The organism is Xylophilus sp. GW821-FHT01B05, from assembly GCA_038961845.1.
In the GTDB taxonomy this organism is placed as follows: domain Bacteria; phylum Pseudomonadota; class Gammaproteobacteria; order Burkholderiales; family Burkholderiaceae_C; genus Xylophilus.
Genome location: CP152408.1, coordinates 4755189 through 4772607, shown reverse-complemented (window position 1 = coordinate 4772607; position 17419 = coordinate 4755189). Strand labels below are relative to the sequence as shown.

Here is a 17419-nt window from a genome sequence, read left to right as displayed (position 1 = left end):
ATCCCAAGGGTGCCGAGCACTACTTCACGAATTGATTCAATTGAATGATCGGCATCAACACCGCCAAAACGATCAGCATCACCACCAGCCCCATGGTCACGATCAGCAGCGGCTCCAGCAGGGTCGCCAACGCCACGGCGCGGCGCTGCACCTCGGCGGAGAGCTGGGCGGCGGCGCGCTGCAGCATCAGCGGCAACTGGCCGGTCTGCTCGCCCAGGCGGGCAAACATCGATACCAGTCCCGGAAAGCGCTTTTTCTGCGCCATGGCCGAGGCCAGCGGCGCGCCCTCGCGCACCAGCACCAGGGCATCCAGCGCATCGGCGCGCATGGCGGTGTTCTGCAGTGTTTCGGCCGCGGCCTGCAGTGCGCGCAGGATGGGCACGCCGGCTGCGGCCAGCATGGCCAGGGTGCTGGCAAAGCGCGCTGCGTTGTAGCCGCGCGCCAGGCGGCCGACGATGGGCAGGGTCAGCCAGGCGGCGTCGATGCGGTTGCGCAGGGCCGGGTTGCGGTAGGCCAGGCGCGCGCCGACCACGATCAGCACCAGTACCAGCAGCATGGCCCAGCCGTAGTGCCGCACCGCGTCGCTGATCGCCAGCATGGCCACGGTCAGAAAGGGCAGGGCGTGCTTGGTGCCGGCAAACACGCTGGCCACCTGCGGCACCACGTAGCTCACCAGAAACAGCACGATGGCAATCGCCACCAGGGTGACGATGGCCGGGTACAGCGCGGCGCCGATCAGCTTGGCCCTGAGCGCCTGGCGCTCTTCCAGGTCGTCGGCCAGGCGCTCCAGCACCAGGCCCAGGTTGCCGGTTTGCTCGCCCGCGCTGATCACGGCCACGTAGATGGGCGAGAACTCGCGCCCGTGCTGCGACAGCGCCTGCCCGAAGCTGGAGCCGGCGTTGACCTCGGCGCGCAGCGCGGCCACCAGGTGGCGCTCGCGGTCCTGCTCGGCCTCGTCGGCCAGCGCGGTCAGCGCGCGCTCCAGCGGCAGGCCGGAGCCGACCAGGCCGGCGAGCTGGCGCGTCCAGATCGCCAGGCCGGTGGAATTGAAGACGCGGCGGCCAAAGGGCCGCGCCATGCCGCCGCCGGCGGCAGCCGCCACCGGCTCGACTGCCAGCGGCACCAGGGATTGGGCGCGCAGCATGCTGCGTGCGGAGCGCGCCGTATCGGCCTCCAGCACCCCTTTGCGGGATTGGCCTTGGGCGTCTAGGGCTTCAAAGGAATAGGCGGGCATGCGGTGCAGATGGCCGCAGGGGGGGGCGGCGCTGGGCGGATTATCGGCCAGCGCCATGAAGGGCCGCGTGCGCGCACCGGGGTTTTGAATGAAATATGCCTCTAGCCCAGGCCCTGCCTGGGCTATTAGCTATGAATTTGATAGTTTCAGGCGCTCGCCGGCTGGGCCGCGCGCACCTGTGCCGCGATCTCCAGCGAGCGCAGCCGCAGCGCCGGGTCGAACACGTCGCAGACCAGCATCAGCTCGTCGGCACCGGTCTGCTCGACCAGCGATTCCAGCCCCTGGCGCACCGTGTCTGGCCCGCCGACCACGCCGATGGCCAGGAAGTCCGCAATCGCCGCGCGCTCTTGCGGCTGCAGTTGCTGCATGAAGCCCTCCACCGGCGGGCGCAGTTTGCCGCGCTGGCCGGTGACGATGCTCAGCACGCGCTGGTAGGTGCTGCTGGCGAGGAATTCGGCCTCGGCGTCGGTGGGCGCGGCGATCATCGGCACGCCTATGGTCACGTAGGGCTTGGCCAGCGTGGCCGAGGGCTTGAAGCGCGCGCGGTACAGATCAATGGCCTGCAGCAGCAAGCGCGGCGCAAAGTGCGAGGCAAAGGCATAGGGCAGGCCGCGCTCGGCCGCCAACTGGGCGCTGAACAGGCTCGATCCCAGCAGCCAGATCGGCACCTGCGTGCCGGCGCCGGGCGTGGCGATCAGGCGCTGGCCGGGCACGGCCGGTGCCAGCAGGCGCTGCAGCTCCAGCACGTCGGCGGGGAAGTCGTCCACCGTCTCGGTGCGGTCGCGCCGCAGCGCGCGCATGGTGGCCTGGTCGGTGCCGGGCGCGCGGCCCAGGCCCAGGTCGATGCGGCCGGGGTACAGCTCGGCCAGCGTGCCAAAGGCCTCGGCCACCACCAGCGGCGCATGGTTGGGCAGCATCACGCCGCCCGAGCCCACGCGAATGCGCTGCGTGCCGCCCGCGATATGGCCGATCAGCACGGCGGTGGAAGAGCTGGCGATGCCCTCCATGTTGTGGTGCTCGGCCAGCCAGTAGCGGGTAAAGCCGAGGGCCTCGACATGGCGCGCGGTGCTGAGGGCTATGGCCAGTGCATCCGCAACGCTGCCGCCCTCGCGGACGGCAACCAGGTCGAGCATGGAGAAGGCGGTTTTGGAGAGGGCGGACATGCGGCCATTGTGGAGGCCCGTCGATACCCTTGCAGCACACCGTGAACTGCGTTTCAGCTAGGGCTCAGTCCCGCGTCACCCGCATTACTTCTTCCATGCTGGTCACGCCTTCTGCCACCAGCCGCTCGCCATCCTCGCGCATCAGCGTCATGCCAGAGGCCTGGGCCGTGTCGCGGATGGTGGCTTCTGCGGTCTGGTTGTGGATCTGCGGGCGGATGGTGTCGTCCACCACCAGCAGCTCGAACACGCCTGTGCGGCCCTGGTAGCCGGTGCGGCCGCAGCTCTCGCAGCCGGTGCCGTGGCAGGCCGGGCAGTACTTGCGCACCAGCCGCTGCGCCAGCACGCCCAGCAGCGAGCTGCTGAGCAAAAAGGGCTCCACGCCCATGTCGGTCAGGCGCGTGATGGCGCTGGCGGCGTCATTGGTGTGCAGCGTGGCCAGCACCAGGTGGCCGGTGAGCGATGCCTGGATGGCGATCTGCGCGGTCTCGAAGTCGCGGATCTCGCCGATCATGACGATGTCCGGGTCTTGCCGCAGGATGGCGCGCAGCGCGCGGGCAAAGGTCAGCTCGATCTTGCTGTTGACCTGCGTCTGGCCAACGCCGGGCAGCTCGTACTCGATCGGGTCTTCCACCGTCATGATGTTGTTGCGGCTGGCATCGAGCCGCGCCAGCGACGAGTACAGCGTGGTGGTCTTGCCCGAGCCGGTAGGCCCGGTCACCAGGATGATGCCGTGCGGCTGCTTGATCAGCCGCTCGAAGCGCGCCAGCACCTCGCCCAGCATGCCGACCGACTCCAGGCTGAGCTTGCTCTCGCTCTTGTCCAGCAGGCGCAGCACCGCGCGCTCGCCGTGCGCGGAGGGGATGGTGGACACGCGCACGTCCACCGCGCGCGTGCCGATGCGCAGCGAGATGCGGCCATCTTGCGGCAGGCGCTTTTCGGAGATGTCCAGGTCGGCCATGATCTTCAGCCGCGAGATCAGCGCCGCATGCAGCGCGCGGTTGGGCTGCACCACTTCGCGCAGCGCGCCATCGACGCGAAAGCGCACGCTGCTGTGGCGCTCGTAGGGCTCGATGTGGATGTCGCTGGCGCCGTCGCGCGCGGCCTGCGTCAGCAGCGCGTTGAGCATGCGGATGATGGGCGCGTCGTCCGACGTTTCCAGCAAGTCCTCGATGGCCGGCAGGTCTTGCATCATGCGCGACAGGTCGGCATCGGACTCCACCTCGCTCACCACGGTGGCGGCGCTGGATTCACCCTGCGCATAGGCGGCGCTGATGCGCTGCGCCAGCGCGGCGTTGTCCAGGCGCTGCAGCGTATCGACCGCATGCTTGCGCAGCACTTCGCCCAGCGCCGTGCCATCGGGCGTGGCGCCGTGCCAGAGCGTCAGGTGCTCGCCATCACTCTCCAGCAGCAACTGATGGGTGCGGGCAAAGGCATAGGGCAGGGGATGACGAGTCATGCCTGTGTGCCTTGCCTCATGGACTTTCCGCCCGTGTTGCAGGATCGCCCGTGGGCGGCAGCGCGCCACGCAGCGGGGCGGGTTGTACCGTGATCGCCGGCGGCATGGGTGGCGGGATCAGCGTGGTGCCGCGGATGCTGTCGTCGCGTGTCGCGGCTTTGGGGGCTACGGTCTGCAGCGATGGCAACACGCCGGTCGCGCTCACGCCTTGCATCACGCTGCTGGCCTCGGGCTGCATGTTCATCTGCAGCCCGCGGATGGCGTCGTAGCGGTCCTGGGCCACGCTGTCGCTGGTGGCAGCGTCGCGGATCACGGTCGGGCGCAGGAAGATCATCAGGTTGGTCTTCTTGCGTGTGCGGCTTTCGTTGCGGAACAAGCCGCCGATCAGCGGCATATCGCCCAGCCCCGGCACCTTGTCCTGGGCCAGCGAATAGTCGTCCGACAGCAGGCCGCCCAGCACCACGATGCTGCCGTTGTCCACCAGCACGTTGGATTCGATCGAGCGCTTGTTCGTGGTAGCGCCGTTGGCGTTGCTGGTGGTGCTGGCATCGATGCTGGAGACTTCCTGGTAGACGGCCATCTTGACCGTGCCGTTCTCGTTGATCTGTGGCTTCACGCGCAGCGTCAGGCCCACGTCCTTGCGCTCCACCGTGGTGAACGGGTTGACCGTGCTGCTGCCCGTGGTGTTGGCGTAGGAGCCGGTGGGAAAGGGCACGGTCTGGCCAATGATGATGCGGGCCTCTTCGTTGTCCAGCGTCAGCAGGTTCGGGGTTGACAGCACATTGGCATCGCCCGTGTTCTGCAAGAAGTTGGCCAGCGCGCCCAGGTAGGACTTGCCGTTGACGGTTGCCGTCGCTGCAATGTTCAGGCCGCTGGCCGGCAGTACGGTGGTGGTGCCGGCGGCGATGCCCAGGGCCAGGTTGACGATGTTGGTGCCGCTCACGCTGGAGTTGTTGCCGATCCCGACGTTGTTGCTCAGCGCCGTCTGCCACTGGATGCCGAACTCGGCCACCTTGTTGGCATTGACCTCGACCACCAGGCTTTCCACCAGCACCTGGGCGCGGCGGCCGTCGAGCTTGTCGATGACGGCGCGCAGCTGCCGGTACTGCGGCTCGCTGGCGGTGATGATGAGCGAGTTGGTCGCCGGGTCGGCCTGGATGGTGCCGCCGGTGGATGGCATGGCGCTGTTGGCAAAGTTCGCCGAGGCGCTGGTGCTCAGGCTTGAGCTGCTGCTGGAGCCACTGCCGCTGCTGCTGGAGCCGCCGAAGCTGCTGGACTGTGGCTGCGACACAGAGCTGGACTGCGGCATGCCGCTGCTGCCGGTCACGCCGCCCGTGCTGCCGCCGGTGGTCGTGCCGTTGTTGGCCGTGAGCGAGGCCAGTGCCGCGCGCAGCGTTACGGCCAGCCGCGTGGCCTCGGCGTTCTTCAGGTAGACCACGTGGATGTTGCCGGCATCGCCATTGCCGCCGTCCTGCGCCGGCTGGTCGAGCTTGGCCACCAGCGAGCGCACCAGCGCCACGCGCGCCGGGTTGGCCGCGCGCAGGATCAGCGCATTGCTGCGCGGCTCGGCGATCAGCGTGGTCTTGAAGGCGTTGTCGGTCTGGCCCTGGGTGGCGGCCGGGGCGCCGGCCACGGGCGTGCCGCCAGTGGCGGCGCTCTGCGTGCCGGTGCCCTCGACCAGCCGCGATATCAGCGGCGCGAGGTCGGTGGCGTTCTGGTAGTGCAGCGGGATCACTTCCACGTCGCTGGCGTTGGACACGTCCATGGACGCGATGATCTTGGCCATGCGCTGCAGGTTCTCTGCGTAGTCGGTGATCACCAGCGAGTTGTTGCCCGGGTTCACGTTGATCGTGTTGTTGGGGCTGATCAGCGGGCGCAGCACCGGCACCAGGTTGTTGGCGTTCTCGAAGTTGAGCTTGAAGATCTGCGTGACGATCTGGTTGCCGGTGACATTGCTGCCGCGCCCGCCAGGCGAGACCGTGACGGCGCCGCTCTGCAGTTTGGCGTCGGCTTCGGGCACTACCTTGTACAGCCCGGCGGCCTCGACCACGGTGAAGTTCTGCAGCCGCAGCGCGGCCAGGAACTGGTCAAAGGCCAGCGCTGGCGGCACCGGGCGCTCGGTCACCAGCGTCATCGTGCCCTTCACGCGCGGGTCCACCACCACGTTGCGGCCGGTGATGGTCGACATGGTGCGGGCCACGGCCTCGATGTCGGCGTTGGCGAAGTTGAGCGTGACCGGCTCGCGCGCGCCGACCGACGGTGGCGCTGCGCCGCGGGCCGTTTGTGCCAGCGCATTTTGCAAGCCAAATGGGGCTGTAGCCAAGGCTACACCTAGGCATGTAGCTATTGAAAGTGTAGCGTTGCGTGCCACGGTGCGCGGAGCCCGAAGCGAAGAGCGCGGCGTGCGATGTGTCATGCGTCAACCCACGGTGATGATGGAGCGGGCGCCCATGCGCCGTCCGATGATGTTCAGAAGATTCGACAGCGCGGCCTCATGGCCGGCCGCGGCCGTGGCCTCGCCCTCGAAGCGCAGGCGCGAGCCGATCCAGCGGCCCTGGCCCGACAGCTGCAGCGCGCCTTCCAGCGTCTGCAGCCCGAGTGTTGGCAGGGTGCCGCCGGCCAGTGCCAGCCGGTAGCTGCCCATGGGCCGCAGCGGCGACAGGCGCGAGGACACCTCGCGCGCATCCAGTTGCGCGCTGCCAGACAGCGTGAGCCGGCCAGAGACGACTTCGACGACCAGCGCATGCGTGCTCAGCGCCAGCGCGCCCTGCGGCTGCAGCGTGTTCCAGGGTGTGCCCAGGCCGCTCAGCAGGGCGGTGGGCCACTGCGAGCTGCCGTCGGCCACCTCGATGCGGGCGCCGCCCCAGCGGGCCATGGCGCGCAGCGCCAGCGGCGCCGGTGTGCAGCAGGGTGTTTGCAATTGCAAAGAGATGCCGTTCCAGTGCGGGCGCAGGCGCCATTGCAGCCGGTCGGGCAGCGCGGCGGCGTCGGCACTGCGCGGGCCGCCGGTCAGCACCAGTTGCGCCGAGCCGTTCCAGACCGTGCCGCGCGGCGCGGCCAGCAGCAGGTGGCCGTCGCTGGCATCAGCCAGCGTGCCGGCCAGCCAGCGCGCCGGCGCAAAGTACAGCAGCGCCGCAAGCAGGCCCAGCACACCGCCGGCCAACGCCCAGCCCCAGCCGGCACGCGGTGCGCGGGTGGTGGGCAGGGAGGGCAGGCGGCGGGCCACGGTGAGCGGGAGTGGGCGCAAGGCGGTCAGCGCTGCGGCAGGGCCAGCACCACGGTGCCATCCCAGCGCGCGTCGGTGTCGTCGGCCGCAGCCACGGCGGGGGCGGTGACCACGGGCGTGTTCTGCGAGAAGTCCGGCCGAGCCGGCAGGCCGGGCCGGGCCGGCGCACGGGTTTCGGCGCTGGCGCGCGCCAGGCGCGCCTCTTGCGGCAGCGCCCGTGCATTGGCGCGTGCCTGGTCCAGCCAGGCCGCCAGGGTGTCGGCCGGCGTGCCGCGCAGGGTGACGGTGGCGCGCTCGCCGACCACGCTCAGCCGGCCGGTGCCGCCCAGGCCGTCGCGCACCGAGGCTTCCAGCGCGCGCAGCGATTCGTCGTAGCTGGCGCGCGGCTGGCTCTTGAGCCGCTCGGCCTCGGCCTTCAGGGCCATCAGGCGTTGCTGCTGCGCGTCGAGCGCGTTGCGGCGCACTTCGGTGGCCTGCAGCGTGCGCAGGGCCGGTGCCAGCAGCACCCACCAGAGCAGCGCCAGCGCCACGGCGATGGCGGCGATGCGCACCAGCGAGCGCTCGCGCGGCGCCAGTGCGCGCCAGCGCGCCAGCAGGACAGCGGCTTGCGGGTTCATCGCGCCACCTCGGCTTTCAAGACAAGTACCTCGCCATCGCTGCGGGTGGCAATACCCAGGCTGCGCAGGCGGTCGGTGAAGGCGGCAGACTCCGCTGCGGCCAGATCGAGGCCGCGCAGCCGCAGTTCGTCACCGGCGAATTCCAGGCCGCGCGGCGAGTGATCCGCCGGCAAGGCAGTGCCGATGGCCGCCAGCAGTGCTTCGAAGCCGCCGCTCGCGGTGCCGGTGGCCTGGCGCAGCAGCGCCAGCTCGCGCTCCATCTGGATCGGTGCATCGACCACCACGCGCACCGAGGGAAAGGTTTGCGTCAGCACGGCATTGAGGCTGGCCTGGCGCGTGTCGAGCGCGCTGCGCTCTTTCCAGGCCCAGGCATTGAGCCCCACCAACTGCGCGGCCACCAGCAGGCCCGTGCCCCAGCGCGCGGCGCGCCATTGCGGCGCGCGCAGCAGTTCACCCAACAGCGCGCCAGCGCGCTTGGTGACGCGGCGGCGGCCGGAGCTGGCCAGGTCGAACTGCGCCAGGTCCCAGGGCGAGCGCGCGGCCGCCAGCCAGCGCGCGGTGCTGGTGTGCAGCTGCACCGGGCGGCCGGCCAATTGTTCGGCCAGCGCCGCAACGGCGGGTTCGGCCAGGATCGGCAGCGGGGCGGCATCGGCCTCGGGGGGGGGCGTGGTCAGCGCCAGGCTGGCCGCCGACAGGGGCAGTGCCAGCATGGCGTCGTCTGCGCTGCGGCCCAGGGCCACCAGCAATGGGTCTTCGGGCGTGCCCAGGGCGTGCAGCACCGGCTGCGTCGCCTCGGGGGCAAATTCAGGGACGATGCGCGAGGCCGGCCGGCCTGCGGCTTCCAGCGCCTGCAGCGCGCCGTGCAGCCAGGCGCGGTCGCATACCGCGACCCAGGCCGGCGTGCCGGCATGGGCGCCGGGCGCCAGCGCGAAGTGCAGGGACTGCGGGTCGTCCAGCAGCCGCTCTTCCAGCAGGCCTTCGAGCACGGCGCGCACCCGTGGCGCCGGGCCGTTGGCGCGTACGCCGCGCGGCAGCTCCACGCGCTGCCAGGACAGGGCGCGCACCGGCACCACCGCCACCACTTCACCGGCACGGCCCGGTGAGGGCAGCAGGGCGGGGGCAGCACTGCCGTGGCGCAGGGCGGTGTGGCCGTCGCCGGTCAGCACGTAGGGCAGTTCGGCGGCGCCGGCGTGCGCGGGGAGGGAGACGATCAGGGTGCTCATGGGCGGATTGCGGGCGATTGTAGAGAGCGCGCGTGTCAGCGAGTGGCGGCTTCCAGCGCCTGCGCCACGCCGATGGCCCCGCGCTCGCGCCAGATGGTGCTGACCTTGTCGCTGCTGCGCTGTACCAGCGAGCGTTCCTCGACCACCGCCTGGTCCAGGCGCAGCCGGCCGCGCACCTCGAAGAAGGTGGTGGCAATGGAGTGGTAGCGCTCATCGACCTGCGCCGAGCCGCCAAAGGCCCGGCCCGCCAGCGCCACGGTGCGGAAGTAGCTGCTGCCTCGCGAGGCGACCGCGCGCTGGGCGGCGGCGGTGTCCAGCCCGGGTACCACGGAGGTGAGCACGATCGCCTCGGCGGTGTTGAGGTTGACCAGGGTGTCGGTCGGTAGCACGGTGGCATAGGGCGCCAGCGCCTGGAGCGTCTGCGGCGAGACGCCGAACCAGGTCAGTTGCTCCAGCCGTTGCGGCAGCAGCGGCGCGTCATCGCCGCCGGCCAGCGCGGCCTGCATGCCCTGCGCAATGCGGTTGAGGTCCGACACCGGTAGCCCGAGCCGCGTGAACAGGCGCTGGAAGGACTGCATCCAGAACTCTTGCACCGTGCCGCTGAGCGCCAGGTTGCGCACATTCATCTTGGCCTGCGCATCGATGATCTGGCCCGACAGGAAGGCGTCGCGCACGTCGGCGGTGGCGTCGGACAAGGTGTCGCGGTCGGCCGCGGCCAGGAAGCTCGACAGCCGCGCCTCTTGCAGCGGCAGCGCCCAGGGTTCGGCCAGGTAGTCGGGGCCGCCGTTGAGACCGTCCTCGCGCAGGATCAGCCGCGACCAGTCGAGCGCGCCGATCAGCACCCAGGCCGCCTGCAGGCGCGCGCGCTCGGCGCTTTCCACCTCCACGCTGCGCCACTGCTGCCACATGGCGGCGGCGGCAAAGGTGGCGACCAGGGTGACGGTGAGCATGGCTGCGAGCAGCGCCGCGCCGCGTTGGCGCAGGCGTGTCATGACTTGCCTCCGCCAACCGTCGGATTGACCCAGTCGCGCGACAGCGTGCCGCTGATGGCCAGGCCCGGCGGCAGGTTCAGCACCAGGCGCACACCGTCGGGCAGGGTGGGGGCGGCGGCGCTGCTGCTGGGCGTCGCAACAGCGGTGCCGGCGTCGCTGGAGAGCGGGTTGGTCCAGGCGTTGTTGCGGTAGTAGAAGAGCTGCCAGTCGGTCAGCGGCGTGACGCTTACCTCGCGCTGGCGCTCGGCGTCGCCCGGGTTCTGGGCCCACAGCGCGGCCTGCTGCCAGGCGTCTTCCCATTGCGCCAGCGTGGTCAGCGGCAGCGATTCCCAGCGCAGCCACCACACGCCGTTGCCGGTGGCGCGGCGCGCCCAGGCCACCACGCGCAGGCCATCGCCCGGGCTGGCCGTGCCGCGCCGCGTGATGCGCAACGCGCGGCCGTCCCAGTCCAGTGCCTGCAGGCGCGGCACAGCCGCCACCGCGTCCAGGTCGGCGCCCCATTGCGCCAGGCCGGCCTGCAGTGCCAGCACTGCGTCGGCGCGGGTCTTGGTCTGCTCCTGCACCCGCGCCATGCCGTCCAGGCCGCGCCAGCTCATGATGGCCAGCAGCGCCATCGCTGCCAGAGCCACCAGCAGTTCGATCAGCGTGAAGCCGCGTGCGGATCGGAGGCGCATCAGTATTGCCCGACGATGGTGGAGAGTGTCAGAACGGGGCTATCGCCATCCTTGACCTGCGCATCCACGCGCCGAAAGCGCGGGTTGGGCGTGGGCCGCACGGCCACCGCCACGGCAAATTCGCGCTCGCCCTGGGTGCAGGCGATGGTGCTGTCGCCTATGCCCGGCATCTGGCGGGACAGGCGTACCTTCACCAGCTCGTTTTCGGCGCAGATCTGGGCCAGCACCATGTCGGACTGGCGCATGGCATTGAGCGTGAGCGCGCTGGTGGCGCGCAGGCCGGCCAGCAGTGCGACGGCGACGATGCCCAGCGCCACCAGCACTTCCACCAGCGTGAAGCCGCGCAGGCGCTTCATGGCACCACGCCGAAGGGCCGCAGGCCGTCGGTTGCCACGCGCAGTGCGCGGTCGGGCCGCGCGGCTGACACCAGCACCACCTGCTGCGGGCCAATCAGCGGCTCGGGCCCAAGCCGCAGCAGCGCATCGCCCGCCACCCGGGTGTCGGCAGACAGCCATTGCGTGGGCAGCGTGCCGGGCGGCAGGCCATCAAAGGCAAAGCCCTGCGGCGCCGGGTGCCAGAGCACCGGCACGCCACTGCTGCGCGACTGCGCCCGGGCCGACTCCAGCAGCGCCGCCAGCCGGTCGGCCTCGCGCTCGAGCTGGACCTGGTTGCCATCGCGCATCGTCAGCGCAACGCCCGCCGTGCCGAGCGCGATGATGGCGACCACCACCAGCAACTCCAGCAAAGTGAAGCCGCGAACGGGCCGCGGCTTTTTAGGGGCAGGGCACACGCACTGGCAAGGCGGCAGCGCCTCCCCCTTGGGGGGTGGCGAAGCACACGCAGTGGCAAGCCGGGGGGCCACTGCAGCCGCCGCCGGGCCGCCCCAAGGCGGCAGCGCCTCCCCCTTGGGGGGTGGCGAAGCACACGCAGTGGCAAACCGGGGGGCCACTGCAGCCGCCGCCGGGCCGCCCCAAGGCGGCAGCGCCTCCCCCTTGGGGGGTGGCGAAGCACACGCAGTGGCAAGCCGGGGGGCCACTCCTCTACTGCCAGCTACCGATGTCGGCGTTCTTGCCTTCACCGCCGGATTGGCCGTCGGCGCCAAAGGACATGACATCGACCTCGCCGCGCACGCCGGGGTTCAGGTACTGGTAGGGGCGGCCCCAGGGATCGTTGGGGAGCTTCTCCAGATAGGGCTTCCAGTTGCCGGGCACGGGCGGTGTGGTGGGGCGCACGATCAGCGCCTGCAGGCCTTGTTCGCCCGTGGGGTAGCGCAGGTTGTCCAGGCGATAGAGCTTGAGCGCCTGCATCAGGTTGTTGACGTCGGTGCGCGCGGCGGTCACGCGGGCGTCGTCGGCGCGGTCGAGCACATTGGGCACGATCAGCGCGGCCAGCACGCCGATGATGACCAGCACCACCATCAACTCGATCAGGGTGAAGCCGGCCTGCAGGGCGCGCAAGGGACGGCGGAGGAGGGCAGGGGTGCGGAGCATGGGCGGAATGTGCGTGCGGGAAGGGAAGGCAAAGAGGGCCTAAGAACGTGTTTGCGATCTCTATGGGGTCGCGCAAGTGTCTTTGCGGGATGGGATGCAAGGCGCGGTGCGCCGTCCATAGCTTGGGCTATGGACAAGCGCCGCAACGCCGCAGACCGCCCGCAAAGACACTTGCCCTTCGGGTTGGAGTGAAATCGGGCGATTGAGCGCCCCATCTGCTTGCATGGGCATGAGCCCATGCGGCGCAGACTGGGCCGCCCACTCATCCCGATTGCACTCCAACGCGATCCCCATACAGATCGCAAACACGTTCTTCAGAGCCAAGCGTTCCATGATAATCCCGGCATGCAAAGCCTCCATGTCAGTCGTTGGACCCCTCCCGCCGTGACCAGCCTGGTCTGGCTGCTGGCTGCCGGCAGCCTGGTGTTCTGGGGACTGCGCCTGGCGGCCCCGGCCCCGGGCCCGGCCTATGCGCCCGTGACGGATGCAGCGCCGGCCGCGGCCGACCCCGCCGTGGTGGCGCGCGCCCTGGGCGCTTTGCCCGCCAGGGTGGCACAGGCCGCGCCGGCCTCGGGCCGCTTCTCCTTGCTGGGCGTGGTGGCGGGCAGCAGTAGTGGCGGCACCGCGCTGATCGCCGTGGATGGCCAGCCGCCGCGCCCTTTCCGCGTCGGCAGTACGGTGGCGCCGGGCTATGTGTTGCAGTCGGTGGCGCCGCGCCGTGCGTTTCTGGGTAATAGCGGTGTCGAGGCGTTGGCACTCGACATGCCAATGCTCAAATAGCCAGCATCGTCCAGGCACCAAAGCCCGGTGCTGTTGCAGGCCAATCGGCCGCGCTGTCCAGGCTGCGTCGGCCCGCCGCCCAGAGCGTGGCGGCGCGTATCACCCCGGCATGCGTGATCCAGGCCACTTCCGCCAGTACACGGCTGGCCTCGAAGGCGGCGCCAACGCGCGCCAGCAGTGCCTCTACCGTCTCGCCGCCACCGGGCGCATGCCGGGCGAAGTCGGCGGTCCAGGCGTCCATGGCGGCGGCGCCAATGCTGTCCCAGGCACGGCCTTCCCAACTGCCGAAATCGAACTCGCGCAGGCGCTCATCCGTCACGGGCTGCAGATCAGGCCGCTGCGCGTGCAGGGCTGTGGCCAGTTGCTGGCAGCGTTGTTGCGGCGAGGTGAAGACGTGGCAGCCGGCGGGCAGCGCCATCGCCAGTGCGTTGGCGGCCTGCATGGTGGCGGCCGCATCTGCCGCCATGTCCAGCCGCCCGTAGCAAATACCCGGCGCCACCAGTGGCTGCGCATGCCGTGCCAGCCAGAGTCGGCTCATCCCAACACTGCGGCCGCGCCGAAGTAGAAGGCAATTTCGCAGCACTGCTGCGCCGCGCCCAGCCCATCCCCGGTAAAACCGCCCAGCCGGCGCGCCAGCAGCCGGCCGACCAGCAACAGGGCGATGGCGCTGGCGGCAACGGAGACTATTAAAAATATAGCGCCATGCCCAAGTGCAGCAAGGGCTAGAGGCATAAAACACCAAAATAAGGCAATGCGCACGGCGCCGCCATCCATAGCGCCGGTGAGCGGCTTGCTTTTGGAGGTGAGCGTTGCGCCCACGTAAGGCAGGCTGCGCATCAGCAGCAAGGGCCAGAAGCGCGACAGCACATGCGCCGCAAACAGCGCGGCCATCACCGCGCCCAGCCCGTGCGTGCCCAGCACCGCCAGCAGCGCCACCTTGGCCGCCAGCGCCAGCACCAGGGCCAGCGCGCCAAAGGCGCCCAGGCGCGAATCCTTCATGATTTCCAGGGCGCGCTCGCGGTCGGCGCTGCCGCCCAGGCCGTCGGCGGTGTCGGCCAGGCCGTCTTCATGGAAGCCGCCGGTCAGCAGTACCGTGGCGATGGTGCAGAGGATGGCGGCGGCCAGCGGCGTGAAGGGCGTGGGCCCCAGCGCCCAGGCGGCCAGCGCATAGACAACGCAGGCGGCCAAACCGACGACCCAGCCCACGCCAGGCAGGTGCGCAGCGCTGTCGCGCAGCATCTGCGGGCTGAAGCCAACCCAGTCCGCCAGCCGGCCGGTGACCGGAATACGCGTGAAGAACTGCAGGGCCAGCAGGAAGTGGCGCAGGTGCTGCTGCATGGCCCGGCTGCTAATGCCCCAGGAACAAGCGGTAGGCCGGATTGGTCGTCTCTTCCACCCAGGGATAGCCCAGCGTGCCAAGAAAGGCGTCGAAAGCCGCGCCATCGCCTTCGGGCACCTGCATGCCGACGAGGATGCGGCCGTAGTCGGCGCCCTGGTTGCGGTAGTGGAACAGGCTGATGTTCCAGGTCGGCTGCATCAGGCTCAGGAACTTCAGCAGCGCGCCCGGCCGCTCGGGGAAGACAAAGCGCAGCAGCCGCTCGGGCGCGCCGGGAATGGTGGGCGCCTGGCCGCCCATCAGGTGGCGCAGGTGTTCCTTGGCCAGTTCGTCGTGCGTCAGGTCCAGCGTGGGGCAGCCCTGCGCATCGAAGTGCGCGGCGATCCGCCCCGACTCGCCGCGCGCCGCCGTGGTCAGCCCGACGAACACATGGGCGCGCTCGGTGCCACCCATGCGGTAGTTGAATTCCGTCACGTTGCGCGGGCCGCCCGGCAGCGTGCCTATGCTTTCGCAGAAGCGGCGGAAGCTGCCGCGCTCCTCGGGTACGGTGACCGCGAACAGGGCCTCGCGCTCCTCGCCCACCTCGGCACGTTCGGCCACGAAGCGCAGGCGGTCGAAGTTCATGTTGGCGCCGCACAGGATGGCGGCGTAGGTCTCGCCGCTGCTGCCATGCTCGGCCACGTATTGCTTGATCGCCGCCACTGCCAGCGCACCAGCCGGCTCGACGATGCTGCGCGTGTCGACGAAGATGTCCTTGATGGCGGCGCAGACGGCATCGGTATCCACCGTCATGAAGCCATCCACCAGGCCGCTGGCGATGCGGAAGGTTTCCTCGCCCACCAGCTTGACGGCGGTGCCGTCGGAGAACAGGCCCACGTCTGGCAACGTCACGCGCTGGCCGGCGGCCACCGACTGCATCATGGCGTCGGAGTCGTTCATCTGCACGCCGATCACCTTCACGCCCGGGCGCACCGCCTTGATGTAGTTGGCCACGCCCGAGATCAGGCCGCCGCCGCCGATGGCAACAAACACTGCATCCAGCCGGTCCGAGCCCAGTCCCTGGCCTATGCCCTGCACCTGGCGCAGGATTTCCATGGCGATGGTGCCTTGGCCGGCGATCACGTCCGGGTCGTCAAACGGATGCACGAAGCTCAGGCCGCGCTCCTGTTCCAGCACTGCGGCACGCTGGTAGGCGTCGGAATAGCTTTCACCGTGCAGCACGACCTCGCCGCCTAGCGCGCGCACGGCATCGATCTTGAGTTGTGGTGTGGTGGTCGGCATCACCACTACGGCACGCGTGCCCAGCTTGCGCGCGCTCATGGCCACGCCCTGCGCATGGTTGCCGGCGGATGCGCAGATCACGCCGCGCTCCAACTGCGCCGGCGTGAGGTGTGCCATCTTGTTGTAGGCGCCGCGCAGCTTGAAGCTGAAGACCGGCTGCTGGTCTTCGCGTTTTAGCAACACCGTATTGCCCAGCCGCGCGCTCAGGTTGCGTGCCCGCTCCAGCGGGGATTCGATGGCAACGTCGTAGACGCGCGCATTGAGGATCTTGGTCAGGTAGTCGGCGGGGGTGAGTGCTGTCATGGGGGCGGAGGCTGAGCGCAGCCCGTAGCGGGCCTGGTCGGCGATCATAGGTCACCCAAGAAAAAAGCCCCGAGCCTTGCGGCTAGGGGCTAAATCCACCAAAGGAGGAGGTGGAGGAGACAACTGGTGCATAAGGAGCCGGGTAAGTCCCGATTCGTTATGCTTGATGCGTAGTATACGAGGCGTCATGCTGCGTTGCAACAAGCGAAAAGCAAAAAGCTGCCAAATAGTTGGCAAGGCGCAACAGGTTTGCGCCAATCTTTGATCGACCACGGGAAATTCATGGAATGCACAGTGAGCTGGACCGGTGCCAGCGGTACCCAATCACCAATGGGCTTTGTCGCCGAAACCGGCAGCGGCCATGTGGTCGCGATGGACGGCGCACCTGACGAGGCCCGGCCCGAGAACGGCGGCCGCAACCTGGCGCCTCGGCCCATGGAACTGCTGCTGGCCGGCACCGGCGGCTGCACCGCCTATGACGTGGTGCTTATCCTCAAGCGTGGCCGGCACGACGTGCGCGGCTGCTCGGTGCGCCTCAGCAGCGAGCGGGCCGGGGTCGATCCCAAGGTGTTCACCAAGATCCACATGCAATTCACCGTGACCGGCAAGGGCATTCCGCCTACCGCCGTGGAGCGCGCCATCGCCATGAGCCACGACAAGTACTGCTCGGCCAGCATCATGCTGGGCAAGACGGCCGAGATCACCACCGGATTCGATCTGATCGAGGGCTGAACTCAGACGTAGTGCGCGGTCGTCGTCATGACGCGCGCCGCGCCGCGCATGAGCGCCTGCACGGGTGCCGGCAGGTCCATGCCGCCGGCGGCTTTCGCCTCGGCTGCGTGCTCCAGTTCGTCCTTTTCCATCTGGGCCACTACTGCGCGTGAGGCGCTGTCCTCGGCCGGCAGGCGGTCCAGGTGGCTGCGCAGGTGCGCGCTGACCTGGCGCTCGGTTTCCACCACAAAGCCCAGGCTGACACGGTCGCCCAGCTTTCCCGCCACCAGCCCCAGCGCAAAGGCGCCGGCATACCAGAGCGGATTGAGCAGGCTGGGCCGGTCGCCCAGTTCATCCAGGCGCTGGCGCGTCCAGGCAAGGTGGTCGGTCTCCTCGCGCGAGGCCTCTTCGAAATGGGCGCGCAGCGCGGGGTTGCGGGTGGTCGCAGCCTGCGCGGTGTAGAGCGCCTGGGCGCAGACTTCGCCTACGTGGTTGACGCGCATCAGGGCACCGGCCAGTCGCTTCTGCGCCGGGTCCAGTTCGGGGGTTTCTACGCCGGGCGAGGGGCGCGATGCCCGGGGCGCAGCAAAAAGGGTGCGCAGAGCCGCATCAGCGGTCGCAAGCAATCGGTCCATGGTGGATCTGCCTTCCGTCTTGAATCTGCAGCCAAGATAGCACGGCGCCTCAAAGAGGACGCTGGCGTCAGCAACAGCGGCGGCGCCACCCTTTCTGGAGTCCGCACGCCGCCTGATCCTGGCAATAAAGCCGGGCAGGTCGCCTCTTTTTGAGGCATGGGTGTTTCGTTGTTGTGATGCAACGAAACGGCCTTTCTTCCTGTTTTCCGGGTGAAAACCTTTGCGCAACACAGAGTGGTCTGTTGCAATAAGACCAACTTCCATAAAGGAGGTTGGCCCGGGGAACCGACGGGATTAG

18 protein-coding genes are annotated in these 17419 nt (G+C 69.5%); 2 read left to right on the top strand and 16 right to left on the bottom strand.

From position 1 onward, the window contains the following. Positions 1-19: 19 nt before the first annotated feature. From gspF to gspG, 12 genes are all read right to left on the bottom strand, one after another. On the bottom strand, positions 20-1234 hold the full coding sequence (gene gspF, locus AAFF27_22315; GenBank protein ID XAH22705.1) for a type II secretion system inner membrane protein GspF: 1215 nt from the start codon (positions 1232-1234) through the stop codon (positions 20-22). A gap of 146 nt (positions 1235-1380) precedes the next feature. Continuing rightward, a complete protein-coding gene (locus AAFF27_22310; GenBank protein ID XAH22704.1) occupies positions 1381-2397 on the bottom strand; it encodes an LLM class flavin-dependent oxidoreductase in 1017 nt (338 codons plus the stop codon). Positions 2398-2461: 64 nt separating this feature from the next. Beyond that, positions 2462-3853 carry an ATPase, T2SS/T4P/T4SS family gene (locus AAFF27_22305; protein XAH22703.1) on the bottom strand — a complete coding sequence of 464 codons (1392 nt, stop codon included), beginning with the start codon at positions 3851-3853 and terminating at the stop codon, positions 2462-2464. 16 nt (positions 3854-3869) lie between these two features. Then, positions 3870-6269, bottom strand: coding sequence for a type II secretion system secretin GspD (gene gspD / locus AAFF27_22300; protein ID XAH22702.1), 2400 nt, complete (start codon positions 6267-6269; stop codon positions 3870-3872). A gap of 3 nt (positions 6270-6272) precedes the next feature. Then, the gene (gspN, locus tag AAFF27_22295) at positions 6273-7079 is read right to left on the bottom strand and encodes a type II secretion system protein N (GenBank protein XAH26297.1); all 807 of its coding nucleotides are present in this window, start codon (positions 7077-7079) and stop codon (positions 6273-6275) included. A gap of 26 nt (positions 7080-7105) precedes the next feature. After that, positions 7106-7696: a type II secretion system protein GspM gene (gene gspM, locus AAFF27_22290; GenBank protein ID XAH22701.1), complete on the bottom strand. Its 591-nt coding sequence runs from the start codon at positions 7694-7696 to the stop codon at positions 7106-7108. Then, on the bottom strand, positions 7693-8919 hold the full coding sequence (gene gspL / locus AAFF27_22285) for a type II secretion system protein GspL (GenBank protein XAH22700.1): 1227 nt from the start codon (positions 8917-8919) through the stop codon (positions 7693-7695). The genes gspM and gspL overlap by 4 nt, the downstream gene beginning before the upstream one ends. Before the next feature lie 35 nt (positions 8920-8954). Further along, positions 8955-9911, bottom strand: coding sequence for a type II secretion system minor pseudopilin GspK (gene gspK, locus AAFF27_22280; GenBank protein XAH22699.1), 957 nt, complete (start codon positions 9909-9911; stop codon positions 8955-8957). Beyond that, positions 9908-10585: a prepilin-type N-terminal cleavage/methylation domain-containing protein gene (locus AAFF27_22275; GenBank protein ID XAH22698.1), complete on the bottom strand. Its 678-nt coding sequence runs from the start codon at positions 10583-10585 to the stop codon at positions 9908-9910. Before AAFF27_22275 ends, gspK begins: the two co-directional genes overlap by 4 nt. Next, the gene (gspI, locus tag AAFF27_22270) at positions 10585-10941 is read right to left on the bottom strand and encodes a type II secretion system minor pseudopilin GspI (protein XAH22697.1); all 357 of its coding nucleotides are present in this window, start codon (positions 10939-10941) and stop codon (positions 10585-10587) included. Before gspI ends, AAFF27_22275 begins: the two co-directional genes overlap by 1 nt. Then, complete coding sequence (locus tag AAFF27_22265) at positions 10938-11375, bottom strand: prepilin-type N-terminal cleavage/methylation domain-containing protein (protein XAH22696.1); 438 nt, start codon at positions 11373-11375, stop codon at positions 10938-10940. Before AAFF27_22265 ends, gspI begins: the two co-directional genes overlap by 4 nt. Positions 11376-11625: 250 nt before the next feature. Then, on the bottom strand, positions 11626-12075 hold the full coding sequence (gspG, locus tag AAFF27_22260; protein ID XAH22695.1) for a type II secretion system major pseudopilin GspG: 450 nt from the start codon (positions 12073-12075) through the stop codon (positions 11626-11628). A gap of 345 nt (positions 12076-12420) precedes the next feature. On the opposite strand from gspG, the gene AAFF27_22255 reads away from it, so the two are divergent. After that, the gene (locus AAFF27_22255) at positions 12421-12855 is read left to right on the top strand and encodes a type II secretion system protein N (protein ID XAH22694.1); all 435 of its coding nucleotides are present in this window, start codon (positions 12421-12423) and stop codon (positions 12853-12855) included. On the opposite strand, the gene AAFF27_22250 is transcribed toward AAFF27_22255, so the two are convergent. From AAFF27_22250 to ilvA, 3 genes are read right to left on the bottom strand one after another with little or no spacing between them, the layout of a single operon-like run. Further along, positions 12848-13393 (bottom strand): histidine phosphatase family protein, encoded by a 546-nt coding sequence (locus AAFF27_22250; protein ID XAH22693.1) that lies wholly within the window; start codon positions 13391-13393, stop codon positions 12848-12850. The two genes, AAFF27_22255 and AAFF27_22250, sit on opposite strands and share 8 nt — an antisense overlap. Next, positions 13390-14193, bottom strand: coding sequence for an adenosylcobinamide-GDP ribazoletransferase (gene cobS / locus AAFF27_22245; GenBank protein ID XAH22692.1), 804 nt, complete (start codon positions 14191-14193; stop codon positions 13390-13392). The genes AAFF27_22250 and cobS overlap by 4 nt, the downstream gene beginning before the upstream one ends. A gap of 10 nt (positions 14194-14203) precedes the next feature. Next, complete coding sequence (gene ilvA / locus AAFF27_22240; GenBank protein XAH22691.1) at positions 14204-15775, bottom strand: threonine ammonia-lyase, biosynthetic; 1572 nt, start codon at positions 15773-15775, stop codon at positions 14204-14206. A gap of 282 nt (positions 15776-16057) precedes the next feature. Here ilvA and AAFF27_22235 point away from each other — a divergent pair, with 282 nt between their 5' ends. Further along, entirely contained in the window at positions 16058-16507 is a 450-nt protein-coding gene (locus AAFF27_22235; protein XAH22690.1) for an OsmC family protein, read from the top strand. Between the two features lie 2 nt (positions 16508-16509). On the opposite strand, the gene coq7 is transcribed toward AAFF27_22235, so the two are convergent. Continuing rightward, entirely contained in the window at positions 16510-17121 is a 612-nt protein-coding gene (gene coq7, locus AAFF27_22230; GenBank protein ID XAH22689.1) for a 2-polyprenyl-3-methyl-6-methoxy-1,4-benzoquinone monooxygenase, read from the bottom strand. Between the last annotated feature and the right edge of the window lie 298 nt (positions 17122-17419).